General features: G+C 70.1%; 18 protein-coding genes. 6 read left to right on the top strand and 12 right to left on the bottom strand.

The features are described 5' to 3' along the window. Nucleotides 1-39: 39 nt before the first annotated feature. The gene (locus ABDZ81_RS02925; protein ID WP_343772350.1) at nucleotides 40-609 is read right to left on the bottom strand and encodes a YIP1 family protein; all 570 of its coding nucleotides are present in this window, start codon (nucleotides 607-609) and stop codon (nucleotides 40-42) included. Nucleotides 610-844: 235 nt separating this feature from the next. On the opposite strand from ABDZ81_RS02925, the gene ABDZ81_RS02920 reads away from it, so the two are divergent. Next, a complete protein-coding gene (locus ABDZ81_RS02920; protein WP_343772349.1) occupies nucleotides 845-3,022 on the top strand; it encodes a GH32 C-terminal domain-containing protein in 2,178 nt (725 codons plus the stop codon). Between the two features lie 90 nt (nucleotides 3,023-3,112). Here the strand turns inward: ABDZ81_RS02920 and ABDZ81_RS02915 are convergent, their stop codons facing one another. From ABDZ81_RS02915 to ABDZ81_RS02900, 4 genes are all read right to left on the bottom strand, one after another. Continuing rightward, complete coding sequence (locus ABDZ81_RS02915) at nucleotides 3,113-4,462, bottom strand: glycoside hydrolase family 68 protein (protein ID WP_343772348.1); 1,350 nt, start codon at nucleotides 4,460-4,462, stop codon at nucleotides 3,113-3,115. A gap of 131 nt (nucleotides 4,463-4,593) precedes the next feature. After that, nucleotides 4,594-4,833 carry a DUF6684 family protein gene (locus tag ABDZ81_RS02910; RefSeq protein ID WP_343772347.1) on the bottom strand — a complete coding sequence of 80 codons (240 nt, stop codon included), beginning with the start codon at nucleotides 4,831-4,833 and terminating at the stop codon, nucleotides 4,594-4,596. Between the two features lie 73 nt (nucleotides 4,834-4,906). Further along, the gene (locus ABDZ81_RS02905; protein ID WP_343772346.1) at nucleotides 4,907-5,365 is read right to left on the bottom strand and encodes a CopD family protein; all 459 of its coding nucleotides are present in this window, start codon (nucleotides 5,363-5,365) and stop codon (nucleotides 4,907-4,909) included. Nucleotides 5,366-5,414: 49 nt separating this feature from the next. Next, nucleotides 5,415-6,500: a hypothetical protein gene (locus ABDZ81_RS02900; RefSeq protein ID WP_343772344.1), complete on the bottom strand. Its 1,086-nt coding sequence runs from the start codon at nucleotides 6,498-6,500 to the stop codon at nucleotides 5,415-5,417. Between the two features lie 200 nt (nucleotides 6,501-6,700). On the opposite strand from ABDZ81_RS02900, the gene ABDZ81_RS02895 reads away from it, so the two are divergent. Then, nucleotides 6,701-8,350 carry a hypothetical protein gene (locus ABDZ81_RS02895; RefSeq protein ID WP_343772343.1) on the top strand — a complete coding sequence of 550 codons (1,650 nt, stop codon included), beginning with the start codon at nucleotides 6,701-6,703 and terminating at the stop codon, nucleotides 8,348-8,350. A 108-nt stretch (nucleotides 8,351-8,458) separates the two neighbouring features. Further along, entirely contained in the window at nucleotides 8,459-8,707 is a 249-nt protein-coding gene (locus ABDZ81_RS02890) for a glutaredoxin family protein (protein WP_343772341.1), read from the top strand. Nucleotides 8,708-8,735: 28 nt separating this feature from the next. On the opposite strand, the gene ABDZ81_RS02885 is transcribed toward ABDZ81_RS02890, so the two are convergent. Then, entirely contained in the window at nucleotides 8,736-9,875 is a 1,140-nt protein-coding gene (locus ABDZ81_RS02885) for a DUF7972 family membrane protein (protein ID WP_343772340.1), read from the bottom strand. 137 nt (nucleotides 9,876-10,012) lie between these two features. Between ABDZ81_RS02885 and ABDZ81_RS02880 the strand changes: the two genes are divergently transcribed. Next, nucleotides 10,013-11,830 (top strand): MutS-related protein, encoded by a 1,818-nt coding sequence (locus ABDZ81_RS02880; RefSeq protein WP_343772339.1) that lies wholly within the window; start codon nucleotides 10,013-10,015, stop codon nucleotides 11,828-11,830. A 102-nt stretch (nucleotides 11,831-11,932) separates the two neighbouring features. Next, on the top strand, nucleotides 11,933-12,127 hold the full coding sequence (locus ABDZ81_RS02875) for a cold-shock protein (RefSeq protein ID WP_097008697.1): 195 nt from the start codon (nucleotides 11,933-11,935) through the stop codon (nucleotides 12,125-12,127). Nucleotides 12,128-12,259: 132 nt separating this feature from the next. Here the strand turns inward: ABDZ81_RS02875 and ABDZ81_RS02870 are convergent, their stop codons facing one another. After that, a complete protein-coding gene (locus ABDZ81_RS02870) occupies nucleotides 12,260-13,183 on the bottom strand; it encodes a transporter substrate-binding domain-containing protein (protein WP_343772338.1) in 924 nt (307 codons plus the stop codon). A gap of 84 nt (nucleotides 13,184-13,267) precedes the next feature. On the opposite strand from ABDZ81_RS02870, the gene ABDZ81_RS18130 reads away from it, so the two are divergent. Next, nucleotides 13,268-13,375 carry a C2H2-type zinc finger protein gene (locus ABDZ81_RS18130; RefSeq protein ID WP_425541896.1) on the top strand — a complete coding sequence of 36 codons (108 nt, stop codon included), beginning with the start codon at nucleotides 13,268-13,270 and terminating at the stop codon, nucleotides 13,373-13,375. 49 nt (nucleotides 13,376-13,424) lie between these two features. On the opposite strand, the gene ABDZ81_RS02865 is transcribed toward ABDZ81_RS18130, so the two are convergent. The 5 genes from ABDZ81_RS02865 to mutL all read right to left on the bottom strand — a co-directional run bounded on the left by ABDZ81_RS02865 (nucleotide 13,425) and on the right by mutL (nucleotide 19,138). Next, on the bottom strand, nucleotides 13,425-13,685 hold the full coding sequence (locus ABDZ81_RS02865; protein ID WP_343772337.1) for a helix-turn-helix transcriptional regulator: 261 nt from the start codon (nucleotides 13,683-13,685) through the stop codon (nucleotides 13,425-13,427). A gap of 133 nt (nucleotides 13,686-13,818) precedes the next feature. Beyond that, nucleotides 13,819-14,346, bottom strand: a complete 528-nt coding sequence (locus ABDZ81_RS02860) for a hypothetical protein (RefSeq protein ID WP_343772336.1) — start codon at nucleotides 14,344-14,346, stop codon at nucleotides 13,819-13,821. A gap of 87 nt (nucleotides 14,347-14,433) precedes the next feature. Beyond that, on the bottom strand, nucleotides 14,434-15,573 hold the full coding sequence (locus ABDZ81_RS02855; RefSeq protein ID WP_343772335.1) for a PGF-CTERM sorting domain-containing protein: 1,140 nt from the start codon (nucleotides 15,571-15,573) through the stop codon (nucleotides 14,434-14,436). Nucleotides 15,574-15,798: 225 nt separating this feature from the next. Continuing rightward, nucleotides 15,799-16,755, bottom strand: coding sequence for a bifunctional 2-dehydro-3-deoxygluconokinase/2-dehydro-3-deoxygalactonokinase (gene kdgK1, locus ABDZ81_RS02850; RefSeq protein ID WP_343772334.1), 957 nt, complete (start codon nucleotides 16,753-16,755; stop codon nucleotides 15,799-15,801). A 154-nt stretch (nucleotides 16,756-16,909) separates the two neighbouring features. After that, complete coding sequence (gene mutL / locus ABDZ81_RS02845) at nucleotides 16,910-19,138, bottom strand: DNA mismatch repair endonuclease MutL (RefSeq protein ID WP_343773361.1); 2,229 nt, start codon at nucleotides 19,136-19,138, stop codon at nucleotides 16,910-16,912. Nucleotides 19,139-19,211 lie beyond the last annotated feature (73 nt).

The following is a 19,211-nucleotide window of genomic DNA, read 5'->3' as shown; positions in this document are numbered from 1 at the left end:
ACACTCTTCGACAAGATCGTTATGCCACTCAAAAATGGATCAAACTGGCGCCCCGCCACCCCCGCCGAGCTCGAGGAAGAACGCGGCGATCACGGCGATCGCGATCACCATCGTCGGCAGCACGAGGAGCGAGGCGAAGACCAACGCGACGGCGGACCGTCCCGACGAGACGCCCTGAAAGGACGCCAGCGTCTTGATCTGCAAGTAGAGTCCGTAGAAACCGACGGCAAGGTTGACCAGGGGAATCCAGGCCAGACCGAGCCTGACGGCCGAGGGAAACGCGTACGCCTCGAACGTCGACACCGACCCCTCGCGCCCGCCGAGCGCGTAGACGACGCCGTGAACGAGGAGCATCTCGATGATCGACGCGACAAACCCGATGAGCACGATCGCGGCGCCGATGATCGCGGCCGCCCTGAGATCGGCCGGCGACGAGAGGTTCGCGAGTACCATCAGCAGCGTGATCGGCAGCGCCATGGCGATCACCGACAGCGCCACGAACTTGATCGGATACCCGATCCCGTGATCCTCGTCGTACTGGTCGATGAACGCGTCCGGTTCAGTTACCATGAACTTCGTTACGCCCGTCCACTGTTCGATCAAACTCATACGATCTAAAATTCAGCAATATAATAAAAGGATTTCGATAGAGAAAACTACCTTCAACAGTCGATGCTTGTACGATCTCTTTCAGTCGATCTTCCGCCAGCGCCCGCGCTGGTCGGTCCCGATCGCTCTCGCCTGTCGGAGCCCTACTTCGGATGACTGACGGGGCCTGTGTCGATTCCCGCCACCGATCCCGTGTCGGCACGCCTAATAGCGTCTGGCGAACGATTGAGTGTATATGACCGATCCCGCGAGTCGCGTCGGCTTCGTCACTTCGGGCGATCCGACTCCGGAGCAGCGCGCCGCGATCGAGTGGTGCGCGGAGACCGGCGCGACCGTCGAGGCGCTCTCGCTTTCCGGCGTCGCGTCCGGCGAGGTAGATCTCGCCGACTGCGACGTCCTCTGGTGGCACGCAGACGAGTCGGTCGCGGACGAGCCGGCGCTCGAACGCGCGGCCGATCCGATCGGAGACTACGTCGATGCCGGCGGCGGCCTGTTGCTATCGCTGCGCGCACAGGAGGCCGTCTCCGCGCTCGGGATCGATCCCGTCGCGCCGGACGCGACCGGCGTCGATCACCCGGAGACCACGATCGGACTGCTCTGCAAGTCTCTGTACGACGACTACTCCGCGTTCGAGGGGTTCGACGACCTGCGCGTCCCGACGCGGTCGGTCGACGGCCCGCAGCCGTACGCCCGGTACGACGACGTGTTGCCCGAGCGCGGCGATGTGCTCGCGAGCACGATCCGGGATGCCGACGATGTTCCACACCAGCCGGCGCTGATCGGCTGGTCGGTCGGCGACGGCGGCGTCGCCGGGCTGGGCACCGCACTCACTTTCGCCGGCGACACGACCGAGACGTGCGAGCGCAATCGGACGCGCCTACTGGAGAACCTGCTGTCGACGCTGGCCGCCGACGCCGGGGCGTTCGTCGACGGTCGACCGAAGGACGCCGACGCGCTCTCGGCGATGCGATCGCGGTTGTCGGACGATCCTAACCGCCCGCAGTACCACGTCTCCCCGCCGGCGAACTGGCTCAACGATCCGAACGGACTGATCCACTGGGACGGGCAGTTCCACGTGTTCTACCAGTACAACCCCGGCGGGCCGTACCACGACACGATCCACTGGGGGCACGCCGTCAGCGACGATCTGGTTCACTGGCGCGACGAGCCGGTCGCGCTGACGCCGTCGCCGGACGGACCGGACCGCGACGGCTGCTGGTCGGGCTGCGCGTTCGATAACGACGGCGAGGCGACGATCCTCTACACCGGCGGGCGGGGCGACGAGCAGCTCCCCTGCCTGGCGACCGCCGCGGACCAGTCCCTGCGGGGCTGGGAGAAGTCGTCCGCCACCCCCGTCATCTCCGACCTTCCCGAGGCGCCGCCGCTGCGCTCGACCGACGACTGGGTCGCGGAGTTCCGCGACCACAACGTCTGGTACGAAAACGGGCGCTGGCACCAGCTGATCGGCTCCGGCGTCGAGAGCGGGGGCGGCACGGCGCTGCTGTACACCGCCGGCGACGACTTGACCGACTGGCGGTACGAGGGGCCGATCCTGACCGGCGATCCCGAGCGCGACGGCGCGATGTGGGAGTGCCCCGAACTGCTCGATCTCGGCGAGAAGCGACTGTTGCACATCTCGAACTACGAGGAGGTCCGCTACTACCTCGGCGAGTACGCCGACGGAGAGTTCGACGTCGAGACGACCGGGCTGCTCGATCACGGCGACTTCTACGCGCCCCAGTCGATGCGGACCGACGACGGGCGCTGGCTCACCTGGGGCTGGTGCTGGGAGGCCAGAGACGAGAGCGCCCAGTGGGACGCCGGCTGGTCCGGGACGCTCTCGCTCCCGCGACGCGTCGAGCTCGACGACGACGGTCGGCTCCGCCAGCGTCCCGCGGCCGAACTCGCCGAGCTGCGCGAGCGCCGGCTGCACGAGGGCGGCGTCGAGCTGACCGACGAGCGACGCGAACTCGGCCGCGGCCGGTCGATCGAACTCCGCGCCGAAATCCGACTGGAGGACGCCGACGAGTTTTCGATCACCGTCTGCGAGTCGGCCGACGGCGACGAGCGGACGCCGATCCGGTACACGCGGGACAGTCACGTCGAGGTCGACCGCACCGAATCGAGCGCCGACCCTCGATCCACGAAAGCGCCCGAGCGGATGTCCGTCTCGCCCGTCGACGGGCCGCTGGAGCTGACCGCCTACCTCGACGGCTCCGTGCTGGAGCTGTTCGTCAACGAGCGCCACTGCCTGACGACGCGGATCTACCCGACCGCGGCCGACGCCGACCGGCTGTCGGTGGCCGCGACCGGCGGTACCGCAACCGTCGAGTCACTGGACGTCTGGGAGCTCGGCTCGGCGTGGGAGCACGACGAGCGCGCGGCGTCGGCCGTCGAGCCGGCGGAAGAGTAGGCGTCGGGGCGTCCGGACGCCTCGACGACTGGACGCCGCGGACGCTTCGGCGTCCGGACGCCGCGGCGTCGAACGCTACTTCTCGGATGCTCAGTACTCGCTCTGCTCCGGATCCTCGCTCCGGTACTCCGAGAGTAGCGGTGGCAGCTCCTCGTCCGGAAGCGGCAGGTGGCCGTGATCCAGCGCGCCGAGCACGCGCGTCTCCGTCCCGTCGAGGGCGAGCCGGAGCGTCGGCGCGAGCGTCCCGCCGAACCGGCGCTGCTGTTCCTCGGGCGGTAGCTCCGCGACGTCGTCCAGCGACAGCCCGCGGAGATCGTAGTAGTTGAAGAAGCTACTCACCAGCAACTCCTCGCGGTGGGGGTACGCGACCCACGAGTACGTCTGGAACGGCGCGTTCGCCGGGTTCGTCACGACCAGCCCGCTCCCGTTGAGCGGCTCGTAGTCGCCCCGAAGCGAGTCGGCGACGAAGCCGTACAGCGCGTCGTACCCCTCGATCCCCGGCGCGAACGTGTGCTCGTGGCTCGAGAGGAACAGGTAGTACCGGTCGTCGCGCACGACGACGTGGGGCCGTTCGAGCTCCTGGTTGGTGGAGACGCCCTCCAGCAGCGGGTCGTCGAGCTCCCACTCGGTCGGATCCCCGCTCTCGGAGACGGCGATGCCGACGCTGCCGTTGAACTCCTGGTGATGGGGATCCCCGTCGCCGGCGTCGCTGCCCTCTTGGGTCGGGGTGTTGGCCTCGAACAGCAGGCACGTCTCGCCGGTCTCGGGGTCCTCGAAGAACCACGGGTCGCGGAACGTGTAGATCATCCCGCGGGACTGGTCCTCCCGCTCGTAGCGATCGCCGTCGGGTTCGAGCAGCACCTCGTGGTCGAACGGCCCCTCGATTGAGAGCCTCTCGTCGGTCGTCTCGACGCGTCCCCCGGCGCCGACGGCGATCCGCTGGGTGTACGTCAGCTCGTCCTCGCCGCGCTCGCCGGCGGCGGTGTAGTAGACGTAGACGGCGCCGTCCTCGTCGTACAGCGCCGATCCGGCCCACTGGCGCGAGCCCAGCGCGGCTCCGTCCTCGCGAGACGAAGTCGAGCGAGGGCTCGCCGAGCTTTGCTCGTCGGTGTCCTCGAACACCGGGCCGCCGCAGTGCCAGGTTCGTCCGTCGCGGGAGTAGAAGTACCGAATCGTCGCGACGTCGTGGCGCTTGCCCGGCAGCAGGTCGGCCGGCGCCGTCAGCGAGAACGTCACGCGGTAGCCGTCGATCTCCGCGATCGACCCGTCGCGGTTCCGCAGGAACCAGGTGTCCCAGACGTGGATCTCCGGGGCGTCCTGCTCGTCGGGCGGGTAGACGATCGGCGCGACGGCGTCGGGACTGCGCTCGATCCCCGACGCCTGCGCGCGGGTCCACCGCGGCGTCCCGTCGTCGTCCGACTCGGGTCCGTAATCTGCCATGCCTCCCCGTGCGCGCGTCGTCGGAAAAACCGTTGCGGATTTACATCACCTGTTGTACCCGAATCGGCGTCCGCCTCCTGGCTCGTCGCTCCCGACGCCCGTCCGGACGCCGAACGCTCGCAGGCGCCCGTTCAGGGTTCGTCGCGCGAGATGTACTTCGCGCTGACGTAGGTCACGACGACGAGCATGAACGTCGTAAAGAGCATGTGCCCGTACATGACCAGCGACGGTAGCGTGTTCTGGCCGCCGAAGCGCGGTCCCCACGGCGTGACGAACGTGAACAGGAGAATGAAGATCACCAGTATCGCGAACGGGACGGCGTTGACCGTGATATCGAGCAGCGTCTCTCGATCGAATGGTTGCTCGGCCATACGGGCGGGTACGACGCTTCAGGCAAAAGACGCGGGGGGAAGATGCTTTGGGATCGCGAGGAAGGATGTCCGCTCAGATGAGGCCGGGCGAGGACAGCAGCCCGGCGACGGTCAGCAGCGCGAGGCCGACGACCGACGCCGCGCGGAACCACGTCTCGGTTTCGGCGGCCGGCGCGCGGACGCGCTTGGCCTGCAGACCGTCTTCGAGGCGGCGCGTCGTCATCTCGAGCAGCCCGGTCAGCACCAGCCAGAGCGCGACCATCGTCAGCACGAGGTGGCCGCTGCCGGAGCCGAACAGCCCTTCAGCCGTGTAGAACTCCGATGCCATGTAGCTTCCCGTCGCCAGCAGCAACAGCGCGCTCCAGCGCGTGATCCTCGTCAGCGTGCCCGAGGCGCGCTCGACGGCTTCGGGGTCGAGCAGCCCGTCTTTCGCCATCGGGAGCACGGAGACAGTCATGAAAACGACGCTACCCACCCAGACGGCGGCGAATATCGTGTGGATCACGACAGCCGCCGCTTCGACGATAGCCATGCGGGAGATGTGTGTGCCGGGGGGATTTGAGGTTTGCTTTTGCAAACCGCTACAGGCAGTCCGGGCAGACGAGATCGACCCGCCGGTCGTCGCTCGCGTCGGTCGTCGTCTCCAGCGACTGGACCGATCGGGTGGCGCCGCAGATCTCGCAGTCCGCCCGCGCGCCCGAGATCATCGAGTCCAGTCCGATCTCGGTCAGTCCGTTCGGCCCCGTGAACAGGTTGTCGACGCGCTCGTCGACGCCCTGGACCGACCCGCCGTCGCTGGCCATCTCGTCGGCCAGCTCCTGCGGGAGATCCCCGCTCCCGGGTCCGAGGTCGAGTCCAATCGAGACGTCGTCCCCGTCGTTCGACGCCGCGTCGGCGTCGACGGCGGGTTCGATGCTGGTGTCGGGGTCGGTCGCACGTTCGGTGCTGGTGTCGTCCCGACCGACCTCGTCGGCTGCGGTTCCCGATTCGGCGTCACCCTCCACGAGGTCGACCGGCGAGAGCGTCTCGCGCTCGGCGTCGTCGAGGCGGCGCTCGACTTTTTCGAGCCCCTCGCTGAGGAACTCCGACGCGAGGTCGCCCGGTAGCGCGGGCCCGCCGTAGACGTCGTCGACGAGCGTCTCCCTGAGGTCCTCGGCCGTCGTGCCCTCGCGGGCCGCGACCGCCGACAGGGCGGCGTTCTCGCGCTCGACGCGCGTATCGGCGTCGGACGCGGCGACGTACCGCCGCACGACCAGCGGGAGCAACCGCTCGGCGTCGTCGGTGGCCGACCATTTCGTCGGGAACACGGCGTCGATCGCGTCGACGATCTCCGCGGGCGGCTCGTCGCTCGGCTGCTCGCTTGTCGTCGCGGACTTCGAGGATGTCGAACTTTCGGCGTGCTCGTTGGGCTTCGCGGACTCGGCGTTCGGCGTCCTGCCGGCGTTCCGCGTCGCGTCCGAGCCCGTCCGCCGTTCGCCGGCAGCCGCCGGAGTCGCCTCTCGGTCGGGCCGCTCGGCGAGATCGGCGACGACGCTCAGACACTCCTGGACCGACGACGGATCGTACCCCCGATACTCCCGGAACAGCGCCTCGAGTCGCTCGTACAGCGCCCCCGGGATCTCGGCCTCGACGTACTCGTCGGCACCCGATGGCTCGTCCCGCTCCATATCGTACCGTACTGCACCCCACGTACAAATAAATTCCCGTACGCGTGAATTTACTTTCCTAACCGCAGGTGTCGCATAGAATCCCCCACCGGGCGCGGCGTTCCGCGGCGAAACCACATACTTCAAGGGCCGACTCGTCGAACACACGCCCGAGAGACGTTCGTGATATTACACGTTCGACGCGCGGACGGTGATCCTTCGTGATCGACGGGGCCGCGTTCCGACGTCACCGGCTGATCGCCCGGACCGAGCTCCGACGGGGCTGGCGCAAGATGAGCGAACGGAGGACCCAGCTCGCGGTGCTGGGGTTCGTCGGGCTGATGATGGCGTTCCCGATACTGCTGTTCGTGGGGCTGTTGCACGGGCTGGGCGCCGACCTCCGGACGGGCGGCGACGTCGCCGAGTTCGTCGCGACCGAGCGGGTCCGCAGCCTCGTCGCGATGGGCTGGCTCGGCGCGGCGTCGTTCGTCGCGATCCGGACGATCAACTACCGGGGCGATCCGGACGCTCCCGCGGGACTGTTCACCACCGTTCCGATCTTCGACGCCGTCGTCGGGATTTTGCTCGCCGAGGCCGCCGTGGTCGGGACGTGGATCGGCATCCCGCTGGCTCTGTTCGCGGGCGCGTTCGCGGTCGGCGCTCACGCCGTCGCGCCCGTCCTCGCGCTCCCGGTCGTCGTCGCGGCCGTGCTCGCGTGGGCGGTCCCGCTGGGCTTTCTGGTCGGGATCGTGCTCCGCCACGCGCTGCTGACCGTCGAGCCGATCGCCCGAAACAAGACCGCGATCACGATCGTCGCCGCGATCGCGTACTTCGGGCTGCTGATGTCGGACGCGCTCGGCGCCGTCATGGCCGCCGCGTTCCCGCTGATGGCCGCGGTGCCGGTCGGCTGGTTCGCGGATCTCCTGCTCGTCGACGTGCCGACGCTCGGCGTCGCGCCGCTGCGGATCCTGGCGGCCGCGGCGCTCACCGTCGGCGTCGTCCCCGCGCTGGTCGTCGTGAGCGCACGCGTCGCCGAGGCCCACTGGCTGGCCGACGGCGTGATCGAGGGCGACGACGAATCGAGCGCGGACGCCGACGCCGGCGCCTCGACAAGCGATCGCGTCGCCGACCTGCTGCCCTCGGGCGTCGGCCGGCCGACCCGCTCGGTCGTGCGGACCGTCGTGCTCCGGGCGCGCCGCGCGCCGATCCAGCTCGCGTACGTCGCCTATCCGCTGTTCGGCGCGTTCCCGCTCGCCCAGGAGATCTACGTTTCGGGGGCGATCCCGGCCCACGTCCCCTGGCTCGTCGCCGGCTTCGTCGTCTGGGCGGCCGGCTCGGCGTTCACCCTCAACGTGCTGGGCGACCAGGGCGCGACGATGCCGGTCGCGCTGAGCGCCCCGCGCGGCGGCCGCCACGTCGTCGTCGGTCACGCCGCCGCGGGCGCGCTCTGCGCGCTGGTTCCCGGCGCGGTGCTGGCGGCGCTCGTCGGCGTTCTCGGCCCGCTCGGGATCGTCGAGGCGGCGGGACTCGCGGTCGTCACCGCGCTCGGCGTCCTCGGTGCGACCCTGCTCGCGACGGGGATCGGCGTCGCGTTCCCGCGCTTCGGCACGGTGCAGGTGATGAACAACCGCGAGGCGACCGCCCCCAGCAAGTCCGCCTTCGCCGTCTACTCGCTGCTGGTGCTCCCGTTCTCGCTGCTGGCCTGGCTGCTGATCTCCGCGGGCGGATCCGGGTGGGTCGCCGGCGCGGTCGGCGTCTCGGGCGTTGCGGTCCGCGCCGGTGCCGGGGTCGCCCTGCTGGGCTGGCTCGGCGTCGCGGCGTGGTCGTTCCGGTACGCGCTGGATCGAGTCGGGAACTTCACGCTCGACTGATCGGCGGCGCCGCTTTCGCGTCGGCGTCCCGACGCCGCCTTCGCATCGGCGTCCCGACGCCGCTGCCCGTCCGTGAACGATTAGTGACGGTGGCCCCAACTCGTGGGCATGAGCGTCACGCTGTACCAGCTCGACGGCTGTCCGTTCTGCGAGAAAGTCGCCGACCGCCTCGACGAGGTCGGCGTCGACTACGAGACGATCTGGGTCGACGCGATGCACTCCGACCGCAACGAGGTAAAGCGCGTGTCGGGCCAGCGGGGCGTCCCGGTGCTGGTCGACGAGGACCGTGGCGTCACGATGTCCGAGTCCGACAACATCGTCGAGTTCGTCGACCGGACGTACGCCGCCGAGGCGTAGGCCGAGCGACGTCGCGCCGCCGCGGCGGTCACTCCTCGCCCGGCACTTCGGATCGGTCCCGGGAGTCGGACGAGCTCTCGGTTCCGTCCTCGCTCTCGCCGCTCGCGTCCTGCTCGTCGGCGTCGGACTCGCCCTGAGCGGCCTCGCCGGGATGTTCCTGGCGCGGCGTCGTGAACGGCGTCACGGCGACGGTCCGCTGGGAGACCACCGTGAGCCGGAGGACGAAGGCGAACAGCATCGCGATCGGCGCGAGCGAGACGACGACGCCGAGCGTGAACAGCGGACCGATCGCCCAGCGCGGGACGGTCGGACCCCCGGGTGGCCGGTAGACGGGAAGCAACAGCCCGGCGGCGACGATCGCGGGGATGCCGACGTACAGCAGTATCCTCGAAAGTCGGGCGAGCTCCTCCTGAACGTAGATCGTCCGGAAGTACTGGCGCGCGACGTCGAGCCCGCGGAGCGCGTCGGTCAGCTCGTCGATCGCGACCGACTCCGGCTCCCGCAGCGCCTCGCCGTGCTCGGCGCGGATGCGCGCGGCGTCCCGAAGCTGGCCCGCGTAGTTCGTGCTCAGAAGCACCGCAAGCACCGCGAAGATGCCCATTCCCGATGGATCGTCGGCGCCGCGCCGGCCGCTCTCGATCTCCTTGTCTCCCGATTCTCCCCGAAGCAGTTCGTCCGCACGGTCCGCGCTCGCGGTGACCGCCTCGACCACGTCGTCGACGTCGCGTTCGAGGTCCGGCCGCCCGGTCCTCGCGACCAGTCCGCCCAGCGCCTGGGCGTGCTGGCGCGTGCTCTCGAGGAGCTGGCGGAGAAAGGCTCTGGGAACGACCGGCAGGACGTCGACCCCGGTCACGTCCTCGACGTCCCGCCGGTACTCGATCGTCGCCTCGATCTCCGAGCGGATCTCGTCGGGCGCCTGCAGCTGCTGGGACAGCACCAGCTGGTTGATCGAGAGCACGACCGTGATCAGCGTGAAGTTGCCGCCGACGAACGCGCTGAACAGGTAGAGCATCGCGTCGGCGTTCGTCGGCGGAACGACGCCCGCGACGACGAGCGTCGCGACGACGGCCGCGACGACGACCAGCACCAGCGCCGCGACGGCGTACCGGCTGCCGTACAGCGTGAGCCAGTCGGTGACGTCCGTTCCGGCCTCGGTCCCCTCCGCCATCGCGCCCGAGTACCACAGCGGACTCCGTAAACGCGGGGCCCGGCGCGCTCCGGGATTCCGATCGCGGCTCGGCAGGACGTCGACGCGACCGCGACCGGACCACAGCACTGATAGCCCGCGGGTGGGACTCACACGGTATGCGACTGGAGGAGTACTGGGGCGTCGGCCCGAAGACCCGCGAGCGGCTGACGGCGTCGATCGGCGTCGAGGACGCCGTGGCGGCGATCGAGAGCGGCGACGTCCGCGCGCTGACCGAGGCCGGGCTCTCGCGTGGCCGCGCGACTCGGATCCTGCGGCGAGCCAACGGCGGCGAGGGGATGGACGTGCTCGCGACCGGCGACGCTCGCGACGTCTACCGCGAGCTGCTGGACCTGATCCAGGCGTACGCGGTCACCCGGCAGGCCGCCGACCGGATCCGCGTGCTGACGCCGCTGCTCGACACCGACCCGATGAACGAGCGCCTCGACGACGTCGAGGCGGTCCGCGCGGTCTGGACGGCGCTCGACGATGCCGAGCGCGAGCGCGTGCTCGACGCCTTCGAGCGCTACGACGAGGCCGGCGCCGGCGAGCGCCCGGCCGTCGAGGCCGCGCTCGCGCTGCTGGACGCCGGCGTCGTGGAGTCCGCAGATAGCGGTGCCGATTCGCCCTTCGCCCCGCTCGCCGAACTCGATCGGGACGCCATCGCCGAGGCGGCCGAGGCGCTCGGCGGACTGGAGGACGGCCGCGTCGCCGAGGGCGTCGACGAGGAGCTCGACGACCTGCGCGAATCGCTGGCGGCGGCCGACCGGCTGGAAGCCAACGCGCTGGACGTCATCGAGCAGCTGCGCGAGGACGGCGTCCGCGACGGCGACGGGTTCCGCGACGCCTTCCTCGAACACGTCCGCTCGGAGGCCGGCGTCACCGTCGACCGCGTCCGGGACGCCATGCCGGGCGACGCCGTCGACGCGACCGACTTCGCCGGGACGACGCTGCGCGAGCTCTCGAACGACCTGCGCGAGGCCGTCTCCACCCGAGAAGAGCTGGTCGCCAGCGACCTCCGCGGGACGGTCGCCGAGGCTCGCGAGGACGTCGACGCCGCCGTCGCCGCGGTCGACGACGTCGCCTTCTACCTCTCGTTGGCTCGCTTCGCCGACGCCTACGACCTCGTTCGGCCGACGTACGTCGAGGGCGAGCGGGACGTTGTCGCGGCGGTCGCGGCTCGTAATCTCTCCCTGCTCGCCGCGGACGACGAACGCGTCCAGCCCGTCACGTACGCCGTCGGCTCGCACGACCTCGGCGAGGTCGACCCGACCGCCGGGCCGGGCGCGCGCGAGAACCCGACGCCGCCCGACGACGACCGGGTCGCGGTCGTCACCGGCGCGAACAGCGGCGGGAAGACGACGCTGCTGGAGACGCTCTGCCAGATCGTGCTGCTGGCCCAGATGGGCCTGCCCGTGCCGGCCGAGCGCGCCGAAGTCTCCGTTTTCGACGCCGTCGTGTTCCACCGCCGGCACGCCAGCTTCAACGCCGGCGTCCTCGAATCGACGCTGCGCTCGATCGTTCCGCCGGTTTCGGCGGGCGAGCGCACCCTGATGCTCGTCGACGAGTTCGAGGCGATCACCGAGCCCGGCAGCGCCGCCGATCTGCTCCACGGGCTCGTCACGCTGACCGTCGAGCGCGCCGCGCTGGGCGCCTTTGTCACGCACCTCGCCGACGACCTCGAACCGCTGCCAGAGACCGCGCGCGTCGACGGCATCTTCGCCGAGGGGCTCTCGCCGGAGCTCGATCTGCTGGTGGACTACCAGCCGCGCTTCGGCACGGTCGGCCGGTCGACGCCGGAGTTCATCGTCTCGCGGCTGGTCGCCGGCGCCGACGACCGCTCGGAGCAGGCGGCCTTCGAGACGCTCGCGGAGGCCGTCGGGCAGGACGTCGTCCAGCGCACGCTCGCGGACGCGCGATGGAGTCCCACGGACTGAGCGAGTCGCTCTGCCCGTCACTTCGAGTCCCGTGCCAGCGCGTCTCCCGGCAAAAACTGTTACGAAGGCCTTATCCCTGTGGTGTGCCTCCGATAGGTTGCAATGGCGAAAGGCGAAGTTGACTTCTTCAACGACACTGGCGGTTACGGTTTCATCTCGACGGACGACGCGGACGACGACGTGTTCTTCCACATGGAAGACGTTGGCGGCCCGGACCTCGAGGAAGGCACCGAGATCGAGTTCGACATCGAACAGGCCCCCAAGGGCCCCCGGGCGACCAACGTCGAGCGCCTCTAAGGCGGTCTGACGCGGGTTCGCTTCCTACTTTCAGCATTTTAGCGCAACTACCGAGCGGCGCCGCTCTCGCGATCCGATCGACGCCGCCGAGAGCCGTCTCCGCGTCGGCGTCGAGCGGCGCGAACCGGATTCTCAGTCGCCGGACTCGTTCGCGCCGCTCGCACCGCCTTCCTCGACGACGTCCTCGTCAGCCGACAGCCACTCGGCGGCGATCTCGTCGTACCGGCCGCTCTCGCGGACGGCGAGTAGCCCCTCGTCCAGCGCGTCGCGGAGCTCGGCCTCGTCGCCGCGGACGCCGAAGCCGTAGCGCTCGACGCGGTCGCCGACGAGAAAAGCGATCGACGCCGGTCCGTCCGCCGCGAACGACCAGGCGGCGGGCGCGTCGACGACGACCGCGTCGACCGTCCCCTGCTCCAGCGCCGCGACGGCCGCGGGGTAGGTGTCCCACGAGGCGTACTCGTTGGGCTCGACCAGCTCCGGCTCGATCAGCTCCGTCTGGATCAGCGCTTCCCCGGTGGTGGCGGTCTGGGCGCCGAGCGTCCGGCCGGCCAGCTCGTCGAGCGACGCGGGCGTCCAGTCGTCGTCCGCGACGAGCGCGGCCTGGCGCGTGTCGAAGTACGGCTCGGTGAACGCGAAATCCCCCTGTCGCGGCTCGGTGATCGACAGCGCCGCCGCCAGCACGTCGACGTCGCCGTCCGCGAGCGCGCCGGGCAGCGACGAGAACAGCCGGTCGTAGCGCCACTCGGCGAGCTCGTAGCCTTCGACGGCCTCGATCGCGGCCGTCGCGAGGTCGACGTCGAAGCCGACCGGCGAGGACGCCTCGGTCGACTCGAACGGCGGGAACTCGGCGGCGGTGCCGACGACGAGTTCCCGGGGGCCGTCGGGATCGGCGGGATCGCCCGCGCCGCTTGTTCCGCCGCCTCCCCCGTCCCCGCCGTCCCCGCCGCTCCCGCCGTTCTCGCCGAAACAGCCCGCGAGCAGCGGCACGGCGCCGCTCGTCGCCGCCAGTCGCAGGGCGTCGCGGCGTCCCACGGCGCTCCGGTCCCCGCTTCCCATACGTAGCTGTCCGCGAGCGGGCGCTTAGGCTTTGGTGCGCCGCCGCCCGCCGTTTTTGTTCTCGCTCGTGGTAGTCGGACCCGCATGTCCGACGAGTACGAGTGCGACCTCTGTGGCGACACGTTCGACACGAAGGATACGCTCAGAGAGCACGCTCAAGAGGAGCACACGGGAGAACAGCTCGGCGGGTAGCGTCGGGGCGACTGGCGCGTCGGGACTCGAAGCGTAGAAACGCTTCGCGTCACACCGCGGCGGCGTCGACGTCGGCCTCGGCCTCGGCGTCCTGCAGCGAGTAGATCTTCTGGCGGGCGTCGGCGAGGTAGACGCGCTGGTCGATCAGCCCCTCCTCGTCGAGGTCCGACAGTGCGTGCCGGACGGTTCGGGGCGAGAGCATCGTCGCCTCGGCGAGTTCCTGCTGGGTCAGCTCCCCGTCGTGTTCCAGCACCTTGTACACCAGCTTGGCGCTCGGCGGACACTCCGACAGAACCTCTCGATCAGTCATGCGCTCCTTTATATGGGCGGCTACATCAAAAGGCCCCCGCGGTCGTGCCCCGGGGGCGCACTAGCGCGACGGTTACTGATCGAAGGGGCCGCTCGGCGTCGCGACGGGCCGCCGCCGCGGCGCCGGGCGGACCTCAGAAGGGGTGACTCTCCGGTCCTTCGGGGAACGCGTACTCATCGAGCCACGGCGGCCGCTCCCGGCCGGACCACTCGAACAGCGATCGCTTCTCGTTGGCGTAGTACAGCCGGTAGGCGTCGACGTAGTCCTCCGCTCGCCACTCGCCGGTGACCTGCGGCGGGTCGCTGCGGCCCTCCTCGGGCCACGCCAGCGCGTCGACGGCATCGCCGTCCAGCGACAGCACCGTCTCCCAGGACTTGTGCACGCGCTCCGGGCCGTGGTCCCAGCGGTAGCGCCACTCCTCGTGGGCCAGCCGGGTGTATTCGCGGAGCCGCTCCCAGTTCGATCGCGACGCCGCGGCCCAGCGCGTGAGCGGGTGGTCCGGGTGGGTGAAATACAGCTCGTCGTCTTCCGGATAGCCGTTCAGTTGGACGGCCGTCGTCAGCACCATCGCGCACTCGAACACGCTGCTCGTGACGTGCCGATCGACGAGCCACCGGACCGCCCGCTCTGTGTCCCGGTCGAGCCAGAACGCGTTGACCACGTCGGGCGTACGCCGCGCGGTCGGTTACGTTCGTCGCCCGCCGCGAAAAGAAACCGCGTCGTCGATCCGTCGCGGTCGTCGCTCGGGTTATCGGCGCCGCGCGAGACCGGCCGCGCTCAGCAGCGCGGTCAGCCCCGCGAGGACGCCGAAGCCGGGCAGCCCGTCGTCCGAACTACCGTCGCCCGATTCGTCGCCGCTCATCGTCACCTGGCGCTCCGAGAAGTGGTCGATCCCGACGAGCACCGTCGCGTCGGCGTCGGCGCTCCCCTCGCTGACGACCATGTAGCGCGGCTCGTTGCCGATCGCGCCCTCCAGCTCGGAGTAGCTCTCGACCTCGGCGGCGGCCTCGCCGTCGACCGTGACGTTCAGGTCGTCGACGCTCCCGACGGCCGCTTCGCTCACGCTCGTCACGAGGATCTTGCCCTCGCTCTCGGCGCGGTCGACGGTCACGGTGACCTCGCTCTCGGCGGTCTGGCTCGCCTCGACCGTCGTCTCCTGGCCGTACGCGACCGTCGAGTTGACGATCTCGCCGCTCCGCTCGGTCACGTACGCCTCGGCGGTCGCGGTGCCGTTGGCGACGTACTGCTCGATCCGCTCGTCGCTCTCGCTCTTGGACTCGTCGTACGTTCGCACGACGAGCTGGGCGTCACTCGAGAGCGACGCGGCGACGTCGCCCTCCTCGTTGGTCGTCACTTCGCCGTCGCCGACGACGAGGTACGTCGCCTCGCCGCCGTCGGCGGTCTCGACCGTCAGGCGCGACTCGCCGTTCTGTTCGGTCTCGGCGTCCTCGGAGAGGTTCGCCCGGACGTACTGGCTCTCGCCGCCGGCGTCGACGACGAGCTGCCCGTGGTCGCTGTCGTGGGCGCGGAGCTCGGCCGAGCCGCCGGTCTCGACGGTGGCGCTCGTCTTCGTCTGGGCGGCCAGCGACGTGGAGGCGCCGGCCAGGTTCGTCACGGCCGAGAGCTGTACGTCGGCGCCGAGCCCGAGGCGGCCCTCGTAGGCGCTCGCGGACTCGACGGAGACGTTCTCGGCGATCATCTGTCCGTCGACCGTGTAGTTCGTCACGCCGTTCCCTTCAGTCTGGAACGACACGTGCGCGCCGGCGAACGCCTCGGCGCTCTGTGTCGACGCGTCGGCCGAGGTCGCCCCGGTCGACCCCGTCGCGGCGGGCGCCACCGCCGCGCTCATCAACAACACCGCCATCGTAGCTGCGACTATGCGTTTCATGCCGTCCGTTCGGTGGCCGGGAGTACCGGATATATTTTCTGGCTTCGTATACGGCGCTCTAGACGTTCCGGCGAAAATGGCGTACAAAACTGGGCACCGACGACCGGATTTGATCAGTGCCAGGTGATCCCACCCCCGCCATTCTGGGGGTGATTCGGCGGGGCGATCGGTCGCGCGACAAGTGACCTGAAAGAAAGTGAGAAATCCCCTGGCGGCGATCCGATCCTACCGCGAAACGTCGTCGAACTCCTCGTCCATCACCGACTCGACCTCCCGGCGCGTGACCGTGGCGACGTCGCCGGCGATCGTGCGCTTGAGCGACGCCGTGGCCGCCGCGTAGTCCATCGCCCGGGGGACGCCGTCGCCGGCGAGCCGGCGGGCGAGGAACGCGCCGACGAAGGCGTCGCCGGTGCCGATGGCGTCGAACGTGTCGGCCTCGTAGATGCCCTGCTCGTGGACCGTGTTGTCGTGCCAGGCCAGCGAGCCGCGCTCGCCGTGCGTGACGATGGCGGTCTGCAGGTCGAACTCGGAGCCGAGGTGGTGGGCCAGCTGACGGGCCTCCCCGTCCCAGTCGAGGATCCGCTCGGCGTCCTTGTAGGCGAACACCAGCACGTCGACCGCCGGGAACAGTCGCCAGAGGGTCTGCTTGGCTTCCTCGGGCGACCACAGCTTCGAGCGGTAGTTGACGTCGAACGACGTCGTCGTCCCGGCGTCCTTGGCGACCTTCAACAGCTTCGCCGTCGTCTCGGCGAGCTGGTTCGACAGCGCCGGCGTGATCCCCGTCGTGTGGAACGCGCCGGCGTCCCGGATGCGCTGGAGGTTCAGCTCCTCGGCGCGGGCCGACTGGACGGCGGCGTCGTCGCGGTCGTAGATCACGTTCGTCCCGCGGGGCTTGTCGCCGTACTCCAGGTAGTAGGTGCCCTGTCGCCCCTCGTCCGACCAGGCGACGTCGACGCCGATGCCGTGCTTGCGGAGGTCCGAGACGACCTTTCGCCCGAGCTCCGATTTCGGGAGCTTCGAGAGCCACGTCGAACTCGCGCCCAGCCGCTGGGCGGCGGTCGCGACGTTGCTCTCGGCGCCGGCCGCCCGGAACTCCAGGTCGGTGGCGGTTTCGAGCCGCTCGCCCTTCGGCGGCGACAGGCGCAGCATCGTCTCGCCGAAGGTGACGAGGTCGTCGCTCATCGGTTCCCCTCCCGGCCGCCGGACGCCGTCGCGGCGCCCGCTCGCGAGCTACTCGGAATCATGGTTCGGCAATCGGACGGGCCCGATATAAGTTCCATCGTTTCGGGGTCTCCGACGAGCGGTTCGACATCGGAACGAAGCGGCGGACAGCCGCTCAGTCCCGCCGCCCGCCGTGGCCGGGGTAGTCGCGCTCGAACCGGTCGTCCAGCTCCTCGCCGTCGATCTCGATGACGACCGGGCGGCCGTGCGGGCAGGCCCACGGGTTCTCGCAGTCGTCGAGTTCGTCCAGCAGCTCCACCACGGAGCCCTCGCGCAGCGACGTGTTGCCCGTGATCGACGGGTAACACGCCAGGTCGGCGATGAACTCGTCGGCCAGCGACTCGACGGCGGCTTCCCCGCCGTCGTCGGCCTCGCCCTCGATGAAGGAGGTCAGCACGTCCCGCAGGCGCTCGGGCGCCAGCGTCTCGTCGAGCACCGCGGGCACCGTCGAGACCGAGGCCCGCCGACCGTCGCGCTCGGCGTAGAAGCCGAGCTTCGCCAGCGCCTCGCGGTACTCGTCGAACAGCGCCGCTTCCCCCGCGGTGAGCTCCAGCTCCACGGGATTGGCCAGCGCCTGGGCGGTCGTGTCGCCCTCGAACTCGGCTTTCAGGCGCTCGTAGTTGACCCGCTCGTCGGCGGCGTGCTGGTCGATCAGCGCCAGTCCCTCGCCGGTCTCGGCGACGACGTAGGTGTCCTGGAGCTGGCCGAGCACGCGCAGCCGCGGCAGGCTGTCGAACCGGCGCTCGTCGTCGACGACGTCGCCGCCCAGCGTCCGCTGGTCGTGGGGGCCGGTGAACTTCTCGTCGTCTACGGTCCACTTGGCATCGCCATCGACGGACTCGGACGCGTCGGACGCGGCGTCCAGGCCTCCGGATGTAGCGGCGTCGCCGTCGAACGCCGCGGCACCGTCGGCGTCCGGCGTTTCGGTGGTGGATTCGGGCGTCCCGCCGTGCTCGGTGGACGCCGCGTCGGCGTCGTTGGCCGCGACGCCGTCGGGCCTAGACGCCGACTCGTCCGCCGTGCTGGACGCCGATCCGGCGCTCCCCGAATCGGTGGTCTCTCCGGCAGCGCTCGCGGGCCCCGTATCGGCGTCGACCGACTCCGCACCCGCATCGGACGCCGAAGCGGGGTCTCCGCCTCCCGTCAGCGAGTCGCTCGTCTCTGGCTTCGCGCGCGCTTCGGTCGCGGCGCTCCCCTCGCTATCGGGGTTGTCGAACTCGTCACCCCCGGTCGGCTCGTCGTCATCGTCGACCGATTCGTCCTCGGCCTCCGGCGCGATCGACGCCTCCTCGGGCGCGGACTTACCGCGGGGCGCCGACGAGCGCACCAGCCCGTGGTCGAGCAGCGCGTCCTCGACGGCCGCCCTGACTTGTCGGCGCACGCCCGCCTCGTCCCCCCACCGTATCTCCATTTTGCGGGGATGGACGTTGACGTCGACCGTCTCCGCGGGCACCTCCAGAAAGAGGACGACGAAGGGATACCGGTCGCTGGCGAGTTGGCCGCCGTAGGCTTCGAGGATCGCCTCTCGAACCGCGGGCGAGCGGACGTACCGGCCGTTGACGAACGTCGAGACGTACTCGCGGCTCGACCGGGTCGTCTCGGGGTGGCTGACGTAGCCCGAGATCCCCTCCAGGGGGCCTTCGGGGAACTCGCTCCCGACCTCGGGCGCGGCGTCGACGCCGATCATCGACGCGGCGACGTCTTTCCCATAGACCGCGAGCAGCGTCGACTGCAGGTCGCCCTGCCCGGTGGTGGCGAACACCTCGCGGCCGTCGTGTTCCAGCGAGACGGCGACGTCGGGGTTGGCCAGCGCGTACTGGGTCACCACCCGGTTGACGTGGGCGAACTCGGTGGCTTCGGTCTTGAGGTACTTCTTGCGCGCGGGCGTGTTGAAGAACAGTTCAGTGACCTCGACCGTGGTGCCTTCGGGACAGCCGGCCGGTTCGACGGACTCGACCTCGCCGCCGACGTACGTCAGCTTCGTGCCGGCGTCGTCGGCGCTCCTGGGCTTCGTCGTGATCTCCGTCCGCGACACGGCGCCGATGGTGTGCAGCGCCTCGCCCCGGAACCCCAGCGTCGCGACGCCGGATTCGAGGTCGTCGACGTCTTCGATCTTGCTGGTAGTGTGCTCCTGTACCGCCGCGCGGACGTCGGCCTCGCTCATCCCGACGCCGTCGTCGCGCACGCGGATCGACTCGACGCCGCCGCGCTCGACGGCCACCTCGATCCGCGAGGCGTCGGCGTCAAGGCTGTTCTCGACCAGTTCCTTCACCGCGGATGCGGGCCGTTCGACGACCTCGCCGGCGGCGATGCGCTGGACCGTTCGGTCGTCGAGTTTTCGGATCTCCGTCGCGTCTCCCTCGACCGCCTCGGCGTCGTTCTCGGCGTCCGTTCCGCCGGACTCGGGCGCGTCGGTC

Origin of the sequence: Natronoarchaeum mannanilyticum (genome assembly GCF_039522665.1) — an archaeon.
GTDB classification, from domain to species: Archaea; Halobacteriota; Halobacteria; order Halobacteriales; family Natronoarchaeaceae; genus Natronoarchaeum; species Natronoarchaeum mannanilyticum.
The sequence above is the reverse complement of the archived record's forward strand: the minus strand, read 5'-3'. Positions and strand labels throughout refer to the sequence as shown.